Genomic DNA, 18,658 nt, shown 5'->3' with positions numbered 1-18,658 from the left:
CTACAAAAAATCGTGCCGTAATTGGGGGATAATCTTACTATATTCATAATTATACAATTTGATTTTGGAATAATGATACTGCGTGCAAAAGCAATATGAAACCACCAATTTTTAGTATAAATCTGGCCTTTGACTGAAACATAAAAGGGTGGTACCTTTGTTTGAATAGAATCTAAATAGAAACTACCGCCGTGCCCGTGTCCTCTGCTTCTGCCCCCACCTCTACCGCCCGCAGCGTGAAAGACCTGCGCGTGGGCGAATCTGGTACCATCTGCTGCCTAAATGACCCTGAGATGGCGCTGAAGCTGCTGGAAATGGGATGCATTCCCGGTACGCAGGTGCGCCTGAACAGCAAAGCCCCGCTGGGGTGCCCTGTTACGCTGGTGCTCGGCAACGGCGACTACACGCTGTCGCTGCGCGTAAGTGAGGCCGCTACCATCATGCTGCGGGATTAGTACGAATAGTTAGGTAGGTAGATGGGTAGCGTTGATGTTACGATAAAGCGAGCGGGCGCCGGCATATCGGCTGCTACACTGGAAACGGCGTCGCCGCGGCTGCCGGGCACGCTCACACGCATTGCGCTGATTGGGAATCCCAATTCCGGCAAGTCGTCGCTGTTCAATCAGCTCACGGGCCTCAACCAGAAGGTAGGCAACTTCCCGGGGGTAACGGTGGACCGCAAAACTGGTGTGGCGCAGATTACACCCCTACTGCGCGCCGAAATCATCGACCTACCCGGTACGTACTCGCTCTATCCTAAAAGCCTGGATGAGCGGGTGATTACCGATCTGCTCTACGACCAGACATCGGCTCAATATCCCGATTTTGTGGTGGTAACGGCCGACGCTAGCAATTTGCGGCGCAACCTGCTGTTGTTCACGCAGCTAGCCGATCTGGGCCTGCCCGCCGTGCTAGCTCTCAACATGATGGATACGGCCGAGCAGCACGGTATTAAGATAGACGTGGCGGCCTTGCAGCAGGAGGTAGGTGTGCCCGTGATTCCCATGAATGCCCGCAAGGGCATCGGTATAGCTGCCCTCAAGATTGTGATGGGCCAGCAGCTCGCGCCGCCTACCGTGCGTTTCTACGAGCCCACTGAGGAACTACTGCCCATGATCCGGCAGATTCGCTACTACTTCAACCTACACAACGATTATTTGGCGCTGCACTATGCCCACCAATACCAGCGTATTAATTTCCTGACTGCCGACGAGCAGGCCTACATCGGGGAGTTAGTGCAGCAGTACGGTTTCGAGCCTACGGCGCAGCAAGCCCAGGAGACGATTGACCGCTACGCCCGCATCAACGAGCTGCTGCTAAACGTGGTGGAGGTGACACGCACCGAGGAGGCCGAGCCCTACAGCAACCGCATCGACCGGGTGCTGACGCACAAAGTATGGGGCTACCTGATATTCTTTGGGGTGCTATTTTTAATGTTCCAGGCGGTGTTTGCCTGGGCTAGCTACCCTATGGAGTTGATTGATGAAGGCGTGGCCTGGATCAATCAGCTGGTGCAAAGCAACTTCGAAGGGCCGCTCATCAGTCTGCTTACCGAGGGCGTATTGGCTGGCCTAGGTGGCGTGCTGATTTTCATTCCGCAGATTTCCCTGCTGTTTGCCTTCATCGCAGTGCTGGAGGAAACAGGCTATATGGCCCGCGTCACGTTCATGATGGACCGCATCATGCGCAAGTTTGGGCTGAATGGGAAGAGCGTGGTACCGCTGATTTCGGGGGTAGCCTGCGCCGTGCCAGCTATTATGAGCGCCCGCACCATCGAAAACTGGAAAGACCGCATTATCACCATCTTCGTTACACCGCTGATGTCGTGTTCGGCGCGCATTCCGGTATATACTGTGCTCATTGGCTTGGTAGTGCCCGATGTACCGGTGCTGGGTATCTTCAACCTGCGGGGTATTGCGTTGATGGGGCTATACCTGCTGGGTTTCTTCGCCGCTATTTTGTCGGCGTTGGCAATGAAATTTCTGCTGAAAACCCGCGAGCGAAGCTACTTTATTATGGAGTTTCCGGTGTACCGCTGGCCGCGCTGGAAAAATGTGGGCATCACCATCGTAGAAAAGGTAAAAACCTTTGTATTCCAGGCAGGTAAGGTGATTGTAGCTATTTCGGTTATCCTATGGGTGCTGGCCTCCTACGGTCCCGGCGACCAACTAGCCCAGGCCGAAACCCAAGCCCGTACTACGGCCACGCAGCAGCAGCTCTCACCCGAAGAAACGGAAAACGCCGTGGCCTCGGCCAAGCTCGAAAACTCCTACGCCGGTACAATCGGCCACTTGCTCGAGCCCGGCATCCGCCCCCTGGGCTTCGACTGGAAAATTGGTATCTCCCTGATTACCTCCTTTGCCGCCCGCGAAGTGTTTGTGGGTACTATCTCCACAATCTACAGCGTGGGCCAGGATGCCGATACGCGCACCATTCAACAAAAACTGGCTACCGCCCGTGACAGCCAGGGCCAGCCGTTTTTCACGCCCGTGCGGGCATTGTCGCTGCTGGTATTCTACGTATTCGCGATGCAGTGCATGAGCACATTGGCCGTCACCTACCGCGAAACCAAAGGCTGGAAGTGGCCCATTCTGCAAGCCGTCTATATGACCGGCCTAGCCTACGCAGCTTCTCTGCTAGTGTATCAGTTGGGTTCTTAGAGGTGAAGTTGTGAAGTTGTGCATACGCGTGTCATCCTGAGCGCAGGATGACACGCGTATGCACAACTTCACCTTTACTGTCCCACTAGAAATACCGCTGGTTGCTTGTGAATCTCGGGTAGGCCGCGCTTTTTCCAGCCAGCAACCGTGTCGGTGCGCACGTACTCGTTGGGGGCCGTGAGGCTGGCCGCGATGCACAGGCGGGTGGAGGGCTGCAACTGATTCAGTAGATCTTCGAGGAGCTGCATGTTGCGGTAGGGCGTTTCGATGAACAGCTGGGTCTGGTGCTGCGCAAGGGCCACGCGCTCCAACTGTTTCACGGCAGCGGCGCGGCGGCCCCGGTCGATGGGTAGGTAGCCGTGGAAGGTGAAGCTCTGCCCATTCATACCAGAGGCCATCAGGGCCAGAAGCAGACTGCTGGGGCCTACCAGCGGCACCACCCTAATACCCAATTGGTGCGCCCGACGTGCTAACTCAGCACCAGGGTCGGCTACACCGGGACAACCCGCCTCGGACAGCACGCCCGCATCTTGTCCTGCCGCCACCGGCGCCAGCGCCGCCTGAATTTGCGCCTCTGTGCTGTCTTTGTCAATCACCGTGAGGCGCAGATCTTCAATAACTTGCGCAGGCGCTACCTGCTTGATAAAGCGCCGCGCCGTGCGGGCATTTTCTACCAGAAAATACTGTAGCGCAGCAATTTGTGCGGGCACCTGAGCCGGCAACACCTGCGCAGCCGTATCATCGGCCAGCACGGTAGGGAGGAGGTAGAGCGTACCGGGAGTCAAGAGAGAATAAAAAATAAGAAGTAAAATGGATTGCGAAACGCGGTTTTGAGCGCATAGACAGGATGAGCGGTGTATCCCTCTGATAGCGCCTACATGTAGTTCAGCCTACCGTTTCTTACCCTCCTTGACCGACAAAGGCTTCTACCAACTCAAATACCTGATCGGGCTCCTCGGCGTGCACCCAGTGGCCGGCGTTGGGGATGGTGGCAATGTGGCTGTTCGGAAACAGGGCCGGAATACCGTGCAGCTTGTCCTCGGGCGTGATGTAGTTGGAGCGGCCGCCGTTGATGAACAGGGTAGGCTTCAGGAAAGGTGTGTCGTTGGTGATTTCCTCGCCAATCTGGGCCATTTCGGCATCCAGCACAGCTAGGTTGGGGCGCCAGGCGAAGGAGTTATCTTCGCGGCGATAGAGATTTTTGAGCAGGAACTGTCGTACGTCGGGCTGTGGGATATGCTGGGCTAATGCGTCGTCGGCGGCTTGGCGGGAAGTGCAGGTAGTGAAATCGACGGCGTGCAGGCCAGCCAGAATATCGTCCTGGTGGCGCATATCCGAAAAAGCCGGCGCAATGTCTACCACAATGGCTTGCGCCAAGTAGTTGGGGTGGTCGAGGGCGAAGCGCATAGTGACCTTGCCGCCCATGCTGTGGCCCAGCAGGGTAGTGCGGTCGGCGGGCAGTTGCAAGTGCTCAAACAGCTTGCGCACATCTTCGCTCATCAGCTCGTAGGTGTGCTCGGGTGCGTGCGGCGAGCGGCCGTGGTTGCGCAAATCCACCAGCACCACGCGGTAGTGCTCGGCCCAACGCCGGGCCAGGGTTTGCCAGTTGTCGAGGGTGCCGAAAAGGCCGTGCAGGATAACGAGGGTACGTTCGCCCTGTCCCAGTTCGCGGTAGTGTAGTTGCATAGTGCCAGTAAAGGTCGGAAGAAGCTGGGTATTACGCTGGCAACGATTCTAGGGTGGCGCTGGGAAGCTCAATTTCAATAGTGGTTCCCTGGCCCTGTGCACTGTGAATGCGCAAGTTGCCGTGTTGCCGGTCTACAAAAGCGCGGCACAGCACTAGGCCCAGCCCCGTACCCTCGCGCCGCTGCCAGCGGGTAGGCTGCGCCAGGGAGTTAGGATGCAGCAGAGCTGTTACCTGATCGGCAGACATACCTGGACCACTATCTGTACAAGCAAGCACCACGGCTTGAGGACTGGCAGCGGGGTAGGCGCCCAGCCGCACGGCACTACCCACAGGCGCAAATCGCAGCGCGTTGCTTAGCACGTTGCGCAGAATGGTGCGCGTCATGTTGTAGTCGGCATGTAAGGTGAGTGGAACCGGAACGTCGGTTAGCAGCTGAATTTGTTTGGCCTGCGCGGTTGTTTGGTACAGCTCCACAATTTCGGCAAATAACTCCGCCACGGGCAGCGCCTCGGGCTGAAAGGCTAGTTCTCCACTCTGGTTTACAGCCCAACTCAACAAGTTATCTAGCAAGTGGTTGATACTGTTTGTGGTCTGGTGCACCAGGGTAGGGAGGCGGCGCAAGCTGGCTTCATCGCCGTTGTTGAGGTAGAACTCAATGAGCTTGGTTACGCCCGAGAAGGAAGTCACCGGCCCACGCAGATCATGCGCTACAATCGAGTAGAGACGGTCTTTAGAAGCCGCCATACGCTGTAATTCCGCTGTAGTCTCTTGCAAGGCCTGGTGGTTGCTGGAAAGCGCCGCTCGGCTGCGCCGCAATTGCAAATAGATGAAGATAAAGGCAGCCAGCCCCACGGCCAGAATCACAATGGTAATGATGAGTTGGCGGTTCAGCATACTCTGCAACTCCTCGTTGGCAGTGAGACGGGCAATTTGCTGCTCCTTATCCAGGGTTTCGTAGCGTTGCTGCAAAGCGGCCAGTGCCACCAGTCGGTCGTGGTTGTTGAGCGTATCGTTGAACAGCAAATAACGCTGCTGCCAAGCATAGCCCTGGGCAAAATTGCCCCGCGCCGCCGCAATTTTGCCCAGGGTGCCATACGCATCAAGCAGCAAAGAGGAGTAATGGTGCGCGCGCGCCAGCTCCAAGGCCTGTGTGGCAGGAATTTCTGCCTCGGCAGGGCGGTAGCGAGCCAGTAGCACATGGCTCAGCTGTAGCAACGCACTGGCTTCTACCTTCGCACTGTGTCGTTGCTGTGCCAGGCTCACGGCATTACGCATCAGCCCCTCGGCCGTTGCGTACTGCGCAATAGACTGATAATAAGCGCCCAAATTGACGGTATACTGAGCTTGTGCGAGCATGTCTTTGCCACGGCGAGCCATTAAAAGGGCGCGGTGCAGGTAGCGCAATGCCTGCTGATTGCGGTGCATGGCTAGTAGTAGCACGCCCACGTCGCCAAATAGCGCAATCTGAGTGGAGTGTTGCACGCCTTTATGGTAGGCCAGCGCCAGCGCCGGGCGGTAGAGGCGCCACATGGTGGCTGTATCGCCGCGGGCCGAGTGTACGCTGGCCATGTGGTGGTAGCTGCGCACAATGCCATCGTAGGAGTTGAGCCGCCGGGCCAGCGACATGGCCTCCTTGTACAGCGTGAGAGCATATCGGCTGTCGCTGAGATTGGTGTAGCATACACCCAAACTAAGCAGGCTCAGCAGCTGCCCCCGCTGGTCGTGTAGGTGCCGGGCCAGCGCGAGAGCCTGCCTACCATATATGATACCTTGTTCCGGGGCGTTATCGTAGTGCTGCACGCAGAGCGAGTCCAAAAGACGCACACGGTTGGTATCGGGGGGGAGGATGGCCAGCAAACGGTGCATTCGTTGCACGGCTAGTGAGTCCTGGGCCTGCGCAGACGAAATTCCGGCGACACTTACTAGCAACAGGCAGAGCCATAGTTGCTTGAGTGAACCGAAGAATGACACAGCGTAGGGATAGAAATAAAGAGAAGCCAGCAAACTGTACCGATTTTATCGGCGAAGCAATGGATTGCCAGAAAATAAGATAATAGAATTAAAATTAGTTTTTTTTTCACAAAAAGCAAAACCACTGCTGGCGCTGCTCCAAGTGCGTGTTCCGAAGAAACTCTGCCAGTGGGTGCAGATCGGTTAGGATAGAGGTAATAGTAAGTGCTTCGCCGCTATTTAGATGCAGGCGTAAGTACTCGTACTTGTTCCAGAACACGTGCCGCGATACGCAGGTTACGTACTCCACCCGCACCAGATCGGCCCGACTAAAGGGAATGCGTACCCGTTGCTCGTATACTTCCAAGCGGTTCTGCTTGTCATCAAACACCAACGTGGTGCTGAAATTGCGCGCATAGTATTGAGCATGTAGCACCAATGAGGGTACCGAAAAACCCAGGATAACGGCCCCCAGCGCCACCGCCAGCACCAGCTCCACTGCCGACAACGTACCCAAGTAAAAAAACGATAGCAGGAAGGGTAGGCCCACGCACAGGCACAGCAGGGGCCAGAACAGCAGGTAAAACTGTCGTAAAAAGGTAGGCTGGTATACCTTGCTGTTCTTGCTGAAAAAATTCGTGATAAACCGCAGTCCTACCACTATCACCAGAATGGCGAAAGTGGCTTCTAGTAGCGGGCGTAAGAAGGTTAGAAAGCGCGTCATTTACCGAACGGTTATCCACGGCTCACCCGCCGCGTGGGGGCGTAGCGTACCAAACGGTGCTAGGTGCAGGCCGTGCCTCTGAAAAATTGTTTGGGCAGCCTTCCTACCCTCCGGCGCCACGCACACCAGCAGGCCCCCTGAGGTTTGCGGGTCGCAGAGCCACTGGCGCTGCTCGTCGGTGATGGGGCCTACCTTGTGGCCGTAGCTGGCCCAATTGCGGCTGGTGCCGCCCGGTACGGCGCCTTGCTGCCGGTAGGGCTCGGCGGCAGCCAATAGCGGCACCTGGGCAAAGTCTATTTCGGCCGTCAGGTTGCTACCCTCGCACACCTCCGAGAGGTGACCCAACAGGCCAAAGCCCGTTACGTCGGTCATAGCGCGTACGGCTTCCAGCGTGCCCAACTCAGCCCCAATTTTGTTGAGCTGCATCATGGACTGCGGCGCCAGGTGGGCATCCTCGTCGCGCAGAATGCCTTTTTTCTGAGCGGTGGTTAACATCCCTACCCCCAGTGGTTTGGTGAGGTACAGCTCACAGCCAGCAGTGGCGGTGTCATTTCGCTTGAGTTGCGCAATATCCACCATGCCCGTCACGGCCAGTCCGAAAATGGGCTCCGGTGAGTCGATGCTATGGCCGCCAGCCAGCGGAATGCCCGCTTCGCGGCAGATGCTGCGGCTGCCTTCCATCACGCGTTGGGCTACCTCGGGCGCCAGCTTCTCCACGGGCCAGCCCAGCACGGCAATGGCCAGTACCGGCCGCCCGCCCATAGCATACACATCGGAAATGGCGTTGGCTGAGGCAATGCGCCCAAAATCGTAGGCATCATCTACAATGGGCATGAAGAAGTCGGTGGTGCTAATGAGCGCCTGCCCATTGCCGATGTCGTACACCGCCGCATCGTCGCGGGAACCGTTGCCTACCAGCAGCTTATCGTCGTGCGGCTGGGCAATGGTGGTGTGCAGGATCTGGTCGAGCACGGCCGGTGCGATTTTGCAGCCGCAGCCCGCGCCGTGGCTGTATTGGGTGAGGCGAATGTGTTCGGGGGAGTTTTCCATAGGATTCACAAAGATTTATGCTGAAGAGCTAAAGGGGCAAAACAGGATTACTCCTTACCCATAGCCGCCAATACTAGCTCCGCATTCACCGCCGCATCGCAAGTGTCGGACACCACGCGGGTGTAAGCGCGGCCTTCCAGCCCATAGCCGTAGGTTTTATCGTAATAGTCGAGCACCAGGCTCACCATCTTTTCCATGTCATCTTCGCCGATGGCGGCCAGGGCTTCCTTGGTAGCCAGTCCGCCCAGGCGTTTACGAATGCGCAACACGGAAGTAGCCAGCGCGCCAGCATCGTGGCGGCCGTATTCTTCGGCCAACTTGCGCACCCGCACATCTCGCGGGATTTCCAGCACTACCAGCGGCGCTTCCTGGAGCTGCGCAAACAGCGGCGGCGGGATGTGCACGCCGCCGATGGTGCGGCTTTCGTCTTCTGCCCACGCAGGTAGGGTAGGGGGTAGGGCGGCTATTAAGAGAGCCAAGTCATTTTCGAACTGCTCCTGGGTAGGCTGGGTGGGCTGTCCGATACTGCCGAAGGCCGAGCCTTTGTGGCAGGCCACGCCTTCTAAGTCTAGCACGGCCTCGCCGCGGGCGGCCAGCTGGTGCAGCACATCAGTCTTGCCCGAGCCTGTGAGGCCGCCCAGTACCCGTAGTGGCCGGGGCTCCGTGAACTGTGCCAGCGCCCAGCGGCGGTAATCTTTGTAGCCTTTGTCGAGCAACTCTACCCGAAAACCGGCTAGCTCCAACAGCCACTGCACCGCCCCGCTGCGCATGCCACCCCGCCAGCAGTGCAGGCGCACGGCCCGGCCGGGCGCCACCTTCTGCGCCTGCTTCACCATCTGGCTCATCTTTGGCCCAAACAAATCCAGCCCCAGCAGCACGGCCCGCTCCTGGTTGATTTGCTTGTAGGTGGTGCCAATGCGTGCCCGCTCCTCATCCGAAAACAACGGAAAGCTCACCGCTCCTGGAATATGCCCTTGCGCAAACTCAGTAGGCGCCCGCGCATCCAAAATAGGTAGGTCTTCGGATAGTTGCAGAAAGTCGGGTAGGGCGAGGCGGGGCATTGTTTAGGTGAAAATAAGAAGGTTCCAGAACGTCATTTCGACCATGTTGCTTGATGCGCAACATGGCCGAAATGACGTTTTCTGTGGTTTTTACAGCAATTGCCGCTTATACAGCTGAATTGTATTCTCTAAACCCAGATACAGCGCGTCGCAGATGAGGGCATGACCAATACTGACTTCGGCAAGGCCGGGTAGGTGTTGGTGAAGGTAGGCCAGGTTGTCGAGGTCGAGGTCGTGGCCGGCGTTGAGGCCCAAGCCTAGTTCCTGCGCCAGCTCGGCCGCCTGGCGGTAGGGAGCCAAGGCAGCGGCGGGGTCGGCGGCGTAGTTGCTGGCGTAGGCTTCGGTATACAGCTCAATGCGGTCGGTGCCGGTAGCTACGGCGGCTTTCACCATGGCCGGGTCGGGGTCGAGGAAAATGCTAACGCGGCAGCCCAGCGCCTTTAGCTCTTGCACTACCCCAATGAGGTATACCTGGTGCTTGATTGTGTCCCAGCCAGCGTTGGAGGTAATGGCGTCGGGTGCGTCGGGCACCAGCGTCACCTGCTCGGGGCGCACCTTGCGCACCAGATCCAGAAAATCGGGGGTAGGGTTGCCTTCTACGTTTAGCTCTGTGGTTACTACTTGCTTCAGGTCGCGCACGTCCTGGTAACGCACGTGGCGCTCGTCGGGGCGCGGGTGCACCGTGATGCCTTCGGCGCCAAACCGCTCACAATCACGGGCTGCCTGTAGTAAGTCGGGGCGGTTGTGGCCACGCGCGTTCCGCAGCGTGGCTATTTTATTTATGTTTACGCTTAGCTTCGTCATCAGAAAAAAGAAGAAGTACGATTGTACAACTCATCGTAACCGGCCAAAGTTACGTTTTGCCTGCGTAGTGGCCCACAGATTCGTCGAGCCACTGCCTTACTCATTGTAGTTACCTATTCCTACCAAAAATGGCTCTGAAAGAAACCATCGACGCTGATATTAAAAAGGCTATGCTGGCCAAAGACAAAGTGCGTCTGACCACGTTGCGCAGCATCAAGTCCCAGATTCTGCTGGCCGAAACGGCAGAGGGTGCCCACGGCGCGGCCCTCACTCCGGCCGACGAAATCAAGCTGCTGACCAAAGCCGCCAAGCAGCGCCGCGAGGCCGCCGATACCTACCAGAAGCAGTTTCGCTCCGACCTGGAAGAAACCGAATTGGCCGAGCTAGCCATCATCGAAGAATACCTGCCTCAGCAGCTTTCTGAAGCGGAGTTGGTAGGGCGCCTCACCGAAATCATCCAGCGCGTGGGCGCCACCGGCCCTTCCGACCTGGGCAAAGTGATGGGCATTGCCGCCCGCGAGCTGTCCGGCCAGGCCGACGGCCGACTGATTTCTCAAACCGTAGGTCATCTGCTTAACAACACGAACTTTTAAAGTCGTGAGGTGGTGACTAGATACGTCTGTCATCCTGAGCTTGCGCAGGATGACAGACGTATCTAGTCACCACCACCACCTCACCACCTCACCGCATGTCTGGCCTTGATATTCTGCTGCTGATTCCGCTGGGGGTAGGGGCCGTGAAGGGCTTTCGGCGTGGACTGATGCTGGAAGCGGTTTCGCTGCTGGCCTTTGTGCTGGGGGTGATTGGCGGGCTGGCTCTGCTGCACGACGTCATTCCGCTGGTGCGCCATTATGTGGGCGAGGCCTTCGGGATGCTGCCGCTGGTGGCTTTTCTGCTGGTGTTTGTGCTCATCATGTGGGGCGTGCACCTGCTGGGCGGCTTTATCAGGACGGCCGTACACCTAACCCCCTTAGGCATGCTCGACCACCTGCTGGGCGGTGTGGCGGGCTTGCTCAAGTGGCTGCTAGGCCTGAGCTTATTGCTCTACGGCCTCTCACTTTCGGGTATATCCTTGCTCTCACCCCAGCTTGTGGCCGACTCGCAAGTACTACCCATAGTGCAACGCGCTACGCCGTTGGCCTTGCAAGTGGTAGCGTGGGTGATGCCCTTCGCCGGTACGCTGCTGGCAAAACTTCGAGGCGTGTTTTAGGTTAGTGGTGAAATAGTGAGTAGTGAAATGGTGAGTTTGACGTTCTAAACTACGCCACTTACGCAAACTGCTTCAGCAGAACGTCAAACTCACCATTTCACTACTCACTATTTCACCGGATGCGCCTGCTGCTGCTCGACAACTTCGACTCCTTCACCTACACCCTGCGCGATTACCTGTGCCAGGCCGGGGCCGAGGTGCGTGTAGTGCGCAACGATGTGTCGCTGGCGGCTATCCGGCAGCTCGATTTCGATGGCATTGTGTTGTCGCCAGGACCGGGCGTACCCGCTGCGGCGGGCGTGATGCCGGCGGTTATCAAAGCCTACCATCAGCATATGCCGATGCTGGGCGTGTGCCTGGGCCACCAAGCGCTAGGCGAGTTTTTTGGGGCGAAGCTGGGGCGAGCGGCCCGGCCCATGCACGGCAAGGTATCGATGGTGCGGTGGGTAGGGGAGGAGCCCCTGCGGCACGGCTTGCCCACGGAGGTAGCCGTCACGCGCTATCACTCGCTGGTGCTGCGAGAGCTGCCGCCTACCTTGCAACCTTTGGCCTACACCACAGACTCTACCCAGGAGTTGATGGCCTTCCGGCACACCTCCCTACCCATTCACGGCGTGCAGTTTCATCCCGAAGCTCTCCTGACAACCCACGGCGGCGCTATGCTCCGCAATTGGGTCAAGTATTGTATCATTGCAAAGAGCGGTGGGGTAGAAGTTTCACTTACCGACCAGACTATCCTTTGAGACGATGGAGCTGCAGATAAAGGAACGTAATCATTTTCAGTATATTGATGAAGGCAGTGGCGAGGTATTGCTACTGCTGCATGGCCTGTTTGGTGCACTCAGCAACTGGCACGACGTGGTAGAGAGCTTCCGCGGCGAGTATCGCGTCATCATCCCTCTGCTTCCCATCTACGATATGCCACTGCTGAAAGCAGGCGTACCGGGGTTGGTGAATTTTGTGGAAGACTTCCTCGCCGAGTTGGGTCTGACCGAGCCCATGGTGGTGCTGGGCAATTCCCTGGGCGGACACGTGGCGCTGGTATACACGCTGCACAACCCTACCCGCGTAGGGCGACTGGTACTCACAGGGAGCAGTGGTTTGTTCGAGGATTCAATGGGCAGCTCTTTCCCTAAGCGCGGCAACTACGATTTTGTGCAGCAGCGGGTAGCCTACACGTTCTACGACCCTCAGATTGCCACCAAAGAGTTGGTAGACGAAGTGTTCGACGTAACTAACTCCAACTCCAAATGCCTGCGTATCATCAGCATTGCGCGGTCGGCGCAGCGCCACAACCTTAGCAAGGAGTTGCACAACATTCAGGTGCCCGTGCTGTTAGTATGGGGTCTGAACGATACCATTACGCCGCCCGTGGTGGCGCACGAGTTCTACCGGCTGCTACCCCAGGCAGAGCTGCGCTTCCTCGACCACTGCGGCCACGCTCCCATGATGGAGCGCCCTGCGGCCTTCAATCAGCTGCTCCGTCAATTTCTCCACCGCACCCAACCCCACCCTGTCGATTAATTACGTATTATACCAAAACGAACGGCCGGGCTTCAAAAATAAGAGAATGCCCGGCCGTTTCGTTTACTGCCCGCGTTGCTTTCCCTACCTCTGATTAGTTCTTCCTGCCGATGCTTTCGATGATAGCCGAAGACTTAGTAAATCAACTGATTCCGCCGCTCAAGGTGTCGGATACCGCTGGGAAAGCTGCCAAGTGGTTGGAAGAATTCCACGTGAGCCAGTTGCCCGTGCTGGATGGCCGCCAGTACGTGGGCCTCGTAACCGACAGCGACGTGACCAATTACGAGCACCCTGCGCACCAGCTGGCTACCCTACCATTGGGCTACGCCACGGCCTACGTGCAGCGTCATCAGCATTTCTACAACATCATGGAAGCAGCCGTACAACACAAAATTCAACTGGTACCTGTGCTCAACGACCAGCGCGAATACCTGGGCGTGGTCACCATCAGTGACGTGCTGGCGGCCTTCGGGCAAAGTCCTGACGTGGCCGGCCGTGGCGGTATTCTGGTTCTATCAATGAACGAGCGCGACTACTCCTTGTCGCAGATCAGCCGCTACGTGGAGGAGAATAACGCCAAGATCCTCAGCGCCCACGTGGCCCAGGATGAGCAGGATAGCTACAAAATTCAGCTAACGCTGCGGCTCAATACGCCGCAGATGCAACGTATTGTGGCTACGCTGGAGCGGTTTGGGTTTGTCATCACGGCGCAGTTTAGTGGTCCCGAAGACACGGTGCCAGAAGATCAGGAGCGTTACGACGCGCTGTTGAAATACCTGAGCTTATAGCTGTAAGGGTCCAAATAGGGAAAAGGCAGTAGCTTGCGCCGCCAACAAATGCGCATCTGGCGGCCTGATTGTTGGTTGAGAGCCGCATCTGGTGCTACAGTAGCCCGAATACTGTTGGTCTTCCGGTTATTTCTTCGACTCTTTACTCCAACATAAATTGCTGGCTTGCTTACTTGCCTTCCTACTGAACTGGCTGCCAGCGCCAGTCTCCGCTAGCTCCCTACCCGATACTACCCGGGCTTCCGTAAGCAGCGACAGTACGCTTCGGGCGCAATGCCCTGGGTACACACGCGTGCGGGTAGAACAGGTACTGTTTGTGGGTAATATTAAAACCAAAGAGCGCATTCTCCGCGCCGAATTGGATTTCCGGGAAGGTGACTCGTTGGATGTAGCTGAATTGGGTAGGCGGCTGGAAGCCAACCGCCGCCGCATCTACAACTTGCAGCTTTTTCATGAGGTAGCCTTGCAGATGGTGTGCCGCGATGGTAGCATAACGGTGCTATTTGGGATGCAGGAACGCTGGTATACCTTTCCGGTGCCCATCTTCTCGCTGGCCGACCGCAACTTCCGTTCTTGGGCCAACCGCCCCGACCGCTGGCGCCGGGTAGACTACGGTATTCACCTCACCCGCAATAACTTCCGAGGCCGTAACGAACAGCTTATCGCCAATCTGCAACTGGGCTTCAACCGCAAATACGAGGTCTTCTATGAGGCGCCTGGCTATGGGAAGCGCCGCCGCCTGGGATTGGGACTAGCGGCCTCTTACTACCAAAGCCGCGCTTTGGACTACGCAACTGTGCAAGACCGTCTCGTAAACTACCGCACCGACAATGGGTTTGCCTTGGAGCGGCAGTATTTTCTGGCCGGTTTGCGCTGGCGTCATACAGTGCAGCGCTTGTCGGCTTTCGATATTTCCTACCATCACGAGCGTGTAGCACCGGAGGTCACGCAACTCAACCCCAACTATTACCTAGGCAGCAACTGCCGCGACTATCTCGATTTTACGTTTAGCACTACCCTGAATCAGCGCAATACTTTTGCCTATCCACTCACCGGTCGCTTCGTGCAAGTAGTAGCTAGCCAGCGGGTGTTTTTGCGCACAGGTAGTCCCGGCATTACTACCCTGTACGGCACATATGCTCGCTACTTGGCGTTAGGCCGCGGGTTCTATTACAGCGTAGGTGTACAGGCGCGGGCCCGATTCGCTCAGCGCATTGCCTACCCCGATAACCACGCGTTCGGTTACGAGGCCTTGGTGCGAGGCTACGATGCGTACGTGGTAGATGGGCGTTACTACGGCTTGGCTCGGCAGGGCGTATCGTACCGTCTACTCGATCTGGGCCGTCTGCGACTCAATAGTATTGGTAATCCAAAGGTCAACAGCATCCCACTGGTTTTTTATTTGAATACCTTTACCGACGCCGGTTACGTACTAGGGCGCTCTGCTGTGGCAGAGCGTTTCCAGAACCGGCTGCCTAACCAAATACTAGCGTCAGCAGGCGTTGGGCTGCATCTGGTTACGTACTACGATTGGGTATTCACAGCGGAATATGCCCTCAATGGTCGGGGCGAAACCGGCTTTTTCTTCCGCACCTCTTTTCCTATCTAACGACGCTGGGAAAGGATGTACATTCAAAAGCGTTACCTATGAAAATTGCTATCCTGGGTAAACCATTCAGTAACGAAGCCGCATCCTATTTACAGGCGCTACTCAATGATCTGGCCGATCGTCAGGCCGAAGTGCTGATAGAAACCCGGTTCTGTGACTACTTGCACGAGCATCTACAACTACCCGGTAACATCACATGCTTTCAGCGCGGCGATTCTTTGCAGGACGTACAATTCGTGCTCAGCATTGGTGGCGATGGGACCCTACTGGATACGGTAACCTATGTGGGCAGCCTGGAAATACCGATTTTAGGTATCAACACCGGTCGGTTAGGGTTTCTGGCAACCATTAACCCCGAGCGTATCGCGCAAGCGTTGGATGCACTGTTCAAAGGTCATTTCGTCATTGAGGAGCGCAGCCTGATTCGGGTAGACACTGACCCCGAGGTCTTTAATGGCATTAATTTTGGGCTGAACGAATTTTCTATTCTGAAGCGCGACACTTCGTCCATGATTGTGGTACACACGTACATCGACGGCGAATACCTAAATTCATATTGGGCCGATGGCCTAATTGTGTCGACGCCGACCGGTTCTACAGGGTATTCGCTAAGTTGTGGCGGCCCGGTGATGCTTCCGCAAACCAACAATTTTGTCATTGCTCCCGTATGTCCGCACAACCTGAATGTTCGGCCGCTCATCGTGCCCGATGAGAGCGTGATTTCTTTTGAGATAGAAGGACGTAGCAACAACTTCCTCCTCTCGCTGGACTCCCGCTCCGTTACCGTCGATGCCGGCATTCAAATAGCCGTGCGCCGCGAAACGTTCAACGCGCACTTGGTAAAGCTGAACCACGTTAACTTTTTGAGCACCTTGCGTAGTAAGTTGAACTGGGGGTTGGATCGTCGTAATCCGGCCGGCATTCCGGTCTGAAACATTGATAAATAATTATTTTTGTTTTTTAAGTTCTTCGTAACCTCTACTTTTGTCGTTGATTACGACTGTGCCATAACGGTTTTGTCACATTTCTTCTGGACCTGCATATCATAATTTTCGCTTACTTATGAAGCAAATTTTCACTCACACGCTGGCTTCGCTACTGCTTATGGGACTGGTAGCTACACAAGCCAACGCGCAACAGTTTAGCAAGCGGAAGCAGTACAACTCCATTGGGGTAAGTTTAAATGCGATGAACTATTTTGGCGATATTGTGCCAAAAACCAGCTTGCCTAGCTTCCGTGCTGCTGCTACACGCCCAAATATTGGTGTATACTACATGCGTCGTTTCACTCCCCGTTTTTCTGGAAAAGTGGCGTTAAATTACGGTCGTATTTCCGGTGATGATTCCAAAGCAGCTGACCCAAATGGTCCTGACTCGCGGTATCGCTATAACCGAAACATGAACTTCCGCAACGACCTCATAGAGCTATCTGGTATGGCGGTATTCGACCTGATTGAAAACCGCAACAATTATCTAAAGCGCCCCGACTTTGTGCCCTACCTCACAGCCGGTATTGCTGTATTTCACCACAATCCGAAAGGGGCTGACGCTAACGGTGACTACGTGAATCTGCAACCATTACAAACTGAAGGTGTAGATTACAGCCTCACGCAATTCGCTATACCATTTGGGGGCGGCGTTCGTTACCGGGTAAACAAGAGCTTCGACATTGGTCTGGAGCTGATTACCCGCAAAACTTTTACCGATTATCTAGATGACGTAAGTGGTACGTTCGTAGAGCGTAGTACGCTGGCTCCTGGCCCCGCTCAGTACTTCGGTCATGATATTACCCGCAGTCAGGATCCTGCGCAGGGATTTGGTAGCTTTACCGAGCCCGGCCAGCGTCGGGGTAAGGATGGTAACGACTGGTACACTACTTTAGGGGTTACTGTAAACTACATTCTTGCTCCCCGCGTAAAGAACCCCAAATTCCGCTAGCCTATGTGACTTAGGCTGGCTACCCTCGACCATAGTCTGTCTAATGTTTAAATTGCATCTCTTTAAAACGCTCCTTGCCTGTGGTATACCGGCGGGGAGCGTTTTTTTTGCTACCACTGCTGTGGCTCAGAATACCAGCGAGTTAGGTGTTAGTGTTGGTGGTGCTGTGTACCGCGGTGAAATAGCGCCCTCGTACCAGTTTCGTAATAACCGGCCAGCTGTTACCGCCTTTTACCGGAAAGATATTACCAACCCAGTTACACTACGGGGTGGTCTTACTTATGGCATGCTGCGTGCTGACGATATCAACCAAAAAGGTAATAACGATGCGCCACTTCCTTTGCCTGCCTACCGGCAGGCTGGGCTAAAAGGTGGGCTGCTAGAGGCATCTGCTGTGATAGAGTATAATTTCTTCGACTATCACGATCGAAAAGATAAAATACACTTTACCCCCTACGTATTCGTAGGCATAGCCGGGTTTTATGCCAATACACGCGTTAGCACCGCCAATGCATCGTTGGCAGGAATAATTGATAGAAGTGGATCAATGCTGGGTTTTGCTATTCCGGCTGGGGTAGGCATCAAATACGCTATTTCGCCGCGCTGGAACATAGGCGCAGAGGTTGGTGCACGCAAGACTTTTACCGATAATATCGACCATCTGAGCACCAAAAATACGCGGCTCAATGCAAGCTCCGAGCGCGACTTACTGGTCAATCGACACACACAGGATTGGTATTTTTACAACGGTATCAGTCTCTCCTATACCTTCTACAAAATTCGCTGTCCTGAAGGACAGTGAGTAAATAATGAACGGACAGAGTTGAGCAGCCAATTGTGCAGGGAGGGTATGCAACCATTTGCGTAACTTGCAGCCTCCTATACACAAAGAACAACAATGGCCGCTCGGTCCGAAATTGACCTTCAGAAATTACCCACGCACGTTGCCGTTATCATGGATGGCAATGGCCGCTGGGCCAAGAAAAAAGGTGGCTTACGCATCTTTGGGCACCAAAGCGCCATTACAGCTGTGCGCGAAACGGTGGAAGCCGCTGCAGAGTTGGGTATACGATTCCTGACCCTTTATGCGTTTTCTACCGAGAACTGGGCACGCCCGGCGCACGAAGTAACTGCTTTGATGCAGTTACTAGTGCATACCATACGGCAGGAAACACCTACCCTATTGAAAAATGGGGTGAAACTACAAGCAATTGGTCAGCTGGACAGCTTGCCTGCCAGTTGTCAAAGAGAACTAGCGGAAGCTATTGAGCTAACGCAAAAAGGAGAACGTACTACGTTGGTACTGGCCTTGAGCTATAGTGGCCGGTGGGATTTGGTGCAGGCTACACGCCGCTTAGGTGCGGATGTAGCAGCCGGCAAGTTGCGAGCAGAGGAGGTTACAGAACAAACTATTGCTGGCTACCTCAGTACAGCTACAATGCCTGATCCGGAATTGCTGGTCAGGACAAGCGGTGAGCAGCGCATTAGTAACTTTTTGCTCTGGCAACTCGCTTATACTGAGTTATATATAACTGATTTGCTCTGGCCGGACTTTCGGAAGGAACATTTTTATGAGGCCATCCGCGAATACCAACGCCGGGAGCGGCGTTTTGGGAAAACCAGTGAGCAGTTAACCGTTTCGTAATTTCTTCG

19 protein-coding genes are annotated in these 18,658 nt (G+C 55.6%); 12 read left to right on the top strand and 7 right to left on the bottom strand.

The window, feature by feature from the left end:
• The first annotated feature begins 197 nt into the window (after nucleotides 1-197).
• Both H8B15_RS04750 and feoB read left to right on the top strand, forming a co-directional pair.
• Nucleotides 198-455: a FeoA domain-containing protein gene (locus H8B15_RS04750; protein WP_187318525.1), complete on the top strand. Its 258-nt coding sequence runs from the start codon at nucleotides 198-200 to the stop codon at nucleotides 453-455.
• 21 nt (nucleotides 456-476) lie between these two features.
• The gene (feoB, locus tag H8B15_RS04745) at nucleotides 477-2,660 is read left to right on the top strand and encodes a ferrous iron transport protein B (RefSeq protein WP_187318524.1); all 2,184 of its coding nucleotides are present in this window, start codon (nucleotides 477-479) and stop codon (nucleotides 2,658-2,660) included.
• Between the two features lie 74 nt (nucleotides 2,661-2,734).
• On the opposite strand, the gene H8B15_RS04740 is transcribed toward feoB, so the two are convergent.
• The 7 genes from H8B15_RS04740 to H8B15_RS04710 form a co-directional block, all read right to left on the bottom strand.
• Nucleotides 2,735-3,445 carry an SAM-dependent methyltransferase gene (locus H8B15_RS04740; RefSeq protein WP_187318523.1) on the bottom strand — a complete coding sequence of 237 codons (711 nt, stop codon included), beginning with the start codon at nucleotides 3,443-3,445 and terminating at the stop codon, nucleotides 2,735-2,737.
• Between the two features lie 115 nt (nucleotides 3,446-3,560).
• Nucleotides 3,561-4,346, bottom strand: a complete 786-nt coding sequence (locus tag H8B15_RS04735; protein WP_187318522.1) for an alpha/beta fold hydrolase — start codon at nucleotides 4,344-4,346, stop codon at nucleotides 3,561-3,563.
• Nucleotides 4,347-4,377: 31 nt separating this feature from the next.
• Nucleotides 4,378-6,213, bottom strand: coding sequence for an ATP-binding protein (locus tag H8B15_RS04730; RefSeq protein ID WP_187318521.1), 1,836 nt, complete (start codon nucleotides 6,211-6,213; stop codon nucleotides 4,378-4,380).
• Nucleotides 6,214-6,424: 211 nt separating this feature from the next.
• Nucleotides 6,425-7,021 (bottom strand): PH domain-containing protein, encoded by a 597-nt coding sequence (locus tag H8B15_RS04725; protein ID WP_187318520.1) that lies wholly within the window; start codon nucleotides 7,019-7,021, stop codon nucleotides 6,425-6,427.
• Nucleotides 7,022-8,071: a selenide, water dikinase SelD gene (selD, locus tag H8B15_RS04720; RefSeq protein WP_187318519.1), complete on the bottom strand. Its 1,050-nt coding sequence runs from the start codon at nucleotides 8,069-8,071 to the stop codon at nucleotides 7,022-7,024. It lies immediately after the preceding gene.
• Nucleotides 8,072-8,118: 47 nt separating this feature from the next.
• A complete protein-coding gene (mnmH, locus tag H8B15_RS04715) occupies nucleotides 8,119-9,132 on the bottom strand; it encodes a tRNA 2-selenouridine(34) synthase MnmH (protein ID WP_187318518.1) in 1,014 nt (337 codons plus the stop codon).
• A 90-nt stretch (nucleotides 9,133-9,222) separates the two neighbouring features.
• Nucleotides 9,223-9,936, bottom strand: coding sequence for a pyridoxine 5'-phosphate synthase (locus H8B15_RS04710; protein ID WP_187318517.1), 714 nt, complete (start codon nucleotides 9,934-9,936; stop codon nucleotides 9,223-9,225).
• A gap of 128 nt (nucleotides 9,937-10,064) precedes the next feature.
• On the opposite strand from H8B15_RS04710, the gene H8B15_RS04705 reads away from it, so the two are divergent.
• From H8B15_RS04705 to uppS, 10 genes are all read left to right on the top strand, one after another.
• Nucleotides 10,065-10,529 carry a GatB/YqeY domain-containing protein gene (locus tag H8B15_RS04705; RefSeq protein ID WP_187318516.1) on the top strand — a complete coding sequence of 155 codons (465 nt, stop codon included), beginning with the start codon at nucleotides 10,065-10,067 and terminating at the stop codon, nucleotides 10,527-10,529.
• Between the two features lie 95 nt (nucleotides 10,530-10,624).
• Nucleotides 10,625-11,146, top strand: a complete 522-nt coding sequence (locus tag H8B15_RS04700; RefSeq protein WP_187318515.1) for a CvpA family protein — start codon at nucleotides 10,625-10,627, stop codon at nucleotides 11,144-11,146.
• Nucleotides 11,147-11,265: 119 nt separating this feature from the next.
• On the top strand, nucleotides 11,266-11,889 hold the full coding sequence (locus H8B15_RS04695) for an anthranilate synthase component II (protein ID WP_187318514.1): 624 nt from the start codon (nucleotides 11,266-11,268) through the stop codon (nucleotides 11,887-11,889).
• Nucleotides 11,890-11,893: 4 nt separating this feature from the next.
• On the top strand, nucleotides 11,894-12,670 hold the full coding sequence (locus H8B15_RS04690) for an alpha/beta fold hydrolase (protein ID WP_187318513.1): 777 nt from the start codon (nucleotides 11,894-11,896) through the stop codon (nucleotides 12,668-12,670).
• 110 nt (nucleotides 12,671-12,780) lie between these two features.
• On the top strand, nucleotides 12,781-13,458 hold the full coding sequence (locus tag H8B15_RS04685; protein WP_187318512.1) for a CBS domain-containing protein: 678 nt from the start codon (nucleotides 12,781-12,783) through the stop codon (nucleotides 13,456-13,458).
• A 157-nt stretch (nucleotides 13,459-13,615) separates the two neighbouring features.
• The gene (locus H8B15_RS04680) at nucleotides 13,616-15,067 is read left to right on the top strand and encodes a POTRA domain-containing protein (RefSeq protein ID WP_187318511.1); all 1,452 of its coding nucleotides are present in this window, start codon (nucleotides 13,616-13,618) and stop codon (nucleotides 15,065-15,067) included.
• A gap of 38 nt (nucleotides 15,068-15,105) precedes the next feature.
• On the top strand, nucleotides 15,106-15,999 hold the full coding sequence (locus H8B15_RS04675; protein ID WP_187318510.1) for an NAD kinase: 894 nt from the start codon (nucleotides 15,106-15,108) through the stop codon (nucleotides 15,997-15,999).
• Between the two features lie 130 nt (nucleotides 16,000-16,129).
• Nucleotides 16,130-17,005, top strand: coding sequence for a DUF6089 family protein (locus H8B15_RS04670; protein WP_187318509.1), 876 nt, complete (start codon nucleotides 16,130-16,132; stop codon nucleotides 17,003-17,005).
• Nucleotides 17,006-17,048: 43 nt separating this feature from the next.
• Nucleotides 17,049-17,807, top strand: a complete 759-nt coding sequence (gene porG / locus H8B15_RS04665) for a type IX secretion system protein PorG (RefSeq protein WP_246455320.1) — start codon at nucleotides 17,049-17,051, stop codon at nucleotides 17,805-17,807.
• Between the two features lie 96 nt (nucleotides 17,808-17,903).
• Nucleotides 17,904-18,650 carry an undecaprenyl pyrophosphate synthase gene (uppS, locus tag H8B15_RS04660; RefSeq protein ID WP_187318507.1) on the top strand — a complete coding sequence of 249 codons (747 nt, stop codon included), beginning with the start codon at nucleotides 17,904-17,906 and terminating at the stop codon, nucleotides 18,648-18,650.
• Nucleotides 18,651-18,658: the final 8 nt, after the last annotated feature.

The organism is Hymenobacter citatus (genome assembly GCF_014333615.1).
In the GTDB taxonomy this organism is placed as follows: domain Bacteria; phylum Bacteroidota; class Bacteroidia; order Cytophagales; family Hymenobacteraceae; genus Hymenobacter; species Hymenobacter citatus.
The sequence above is the reverse complement of the archived record's forward strand: the minus strand, read 5'-3'. Positions and strand labels throughout refer to the sequence as shown.

What these genes read in the sequence shown, in the direction of transcription:
- H8B15_RS04675 (WP_187318510.1), top strand. Translation starts at nt 15,106, where the DNA reads ATGAAAATTGCTATCCTGGGTAAACCATTCAGTAACGAAGCCGCATCC.
- H8B15_RS04700 (WP_187318515.1), top strand. Translation starts at nt 10,625, where the DNA reads ATGTCTGGCCTTGATATTCTGCTGCTGATTCCGCTGGGGGTAGGGGCC.
- H8B15_RS04735 (WP_187318522.1), bottom strand. Translation starts at nt 4,346, where the DNA reads ATGCAACTACACTACCGCGAACTGGGACAGGGCGAACGTACCCTCGTT.
- H8B15_RS04710 (WP_187318517.1), bottom strand. Translation starts at nt 9,936, where the DNA reads ATGACGAAGCTAAGCGTAAACATAAATAAAATAGCCACGCTGCGGAAC.
- H8B15_RS04690 (WP_187318513.1), top strand. Translation starts at nt 11,894, where the DNA reads ATGGAGCTGCAGATAAAGGAACGTAATCATTTTCAGTATATTGATGAA.
- H8B15_RS04685 (WP_187318512.1), top strand. Translation starts at nt 12,781, where the DNA reads ATGCTTTCGATGATAGCCGAAGACTTAGTAAATCAACTGATTCCGCCG.
- selD (WP_187318519.1), bottom strand. Translation starts at nt 8,071, where the DNA reads ATGGAAAACTCCCCCGAACACATTCGCCTCACCCAATACAGCCACGGC.
- H8B15_RS04695 (WP_187318514.1), top strand. Translation starts at nt 11,266, where the DNA reads ATGCGCCTGCTGCTGCTCGACAACTTCGACTCCTTCACCTACACCCTG.
- H8B15_RS04705 (WP_187318516.1), top strand. Translation starts at nt 10,065, where the DNA reads ATGGCTCTGAAAGAAACCATCGACGCTGATATTAAAAAGGCTATGCTG.
- feoB (WP_187318524.1), top strand. Translation starts at nt 477, where the DNA reads ATGGGTAGCGTTGATGTTACGATAAAGCGAGCGGGCGCCGGCATATCG.
- mnmH (WP_187318518.1), bottom strand. Translation starts at nt 9,132, where the DNA reads ATGCCCCGCCTCGCCCTACCCGACTTTCTGCAACTATCCGAAGACCTA.
- H8B15_RS04725 (WP_187318520.1), bottom strand. Translation starts at nt 7,021, where the DNA reads ATGACGCGCTTTCTAACCTTCTTACGCCCGCTACTAGAAGCCACTTTC.
- uppS (WP_187318507.1), top strand. Translation starts at nt 17,904, where the DNA reads ATGGCCGCTCGGTCCGAAATTGACCTTCAGAAATTACCCACGCACGTT.
- H8B15_RS04730 (WP_187318521.1), bottom strand. Translation starts at nt 6,213, where the DNA reads ATGCACCGTTTGCTGGCCATCCTCCCCCCCGATACCAACCGTGTGCGT.
- porG (WP_246455320.1), top strand. Translation starts at nt 17,049, where the DNA reads ATGTTTAAATTGCATCTCTTTAAAACGCTCCTTGCCTGTGGTATACCG.
- H8B15_RS04670 (WP_187318509.1), top strand. Translation starts at nt 16,130, where the DNA reads ATGAAGCAAATTTTCACTCACACGCTGGCTTCGCTACTGCTTATGGGA.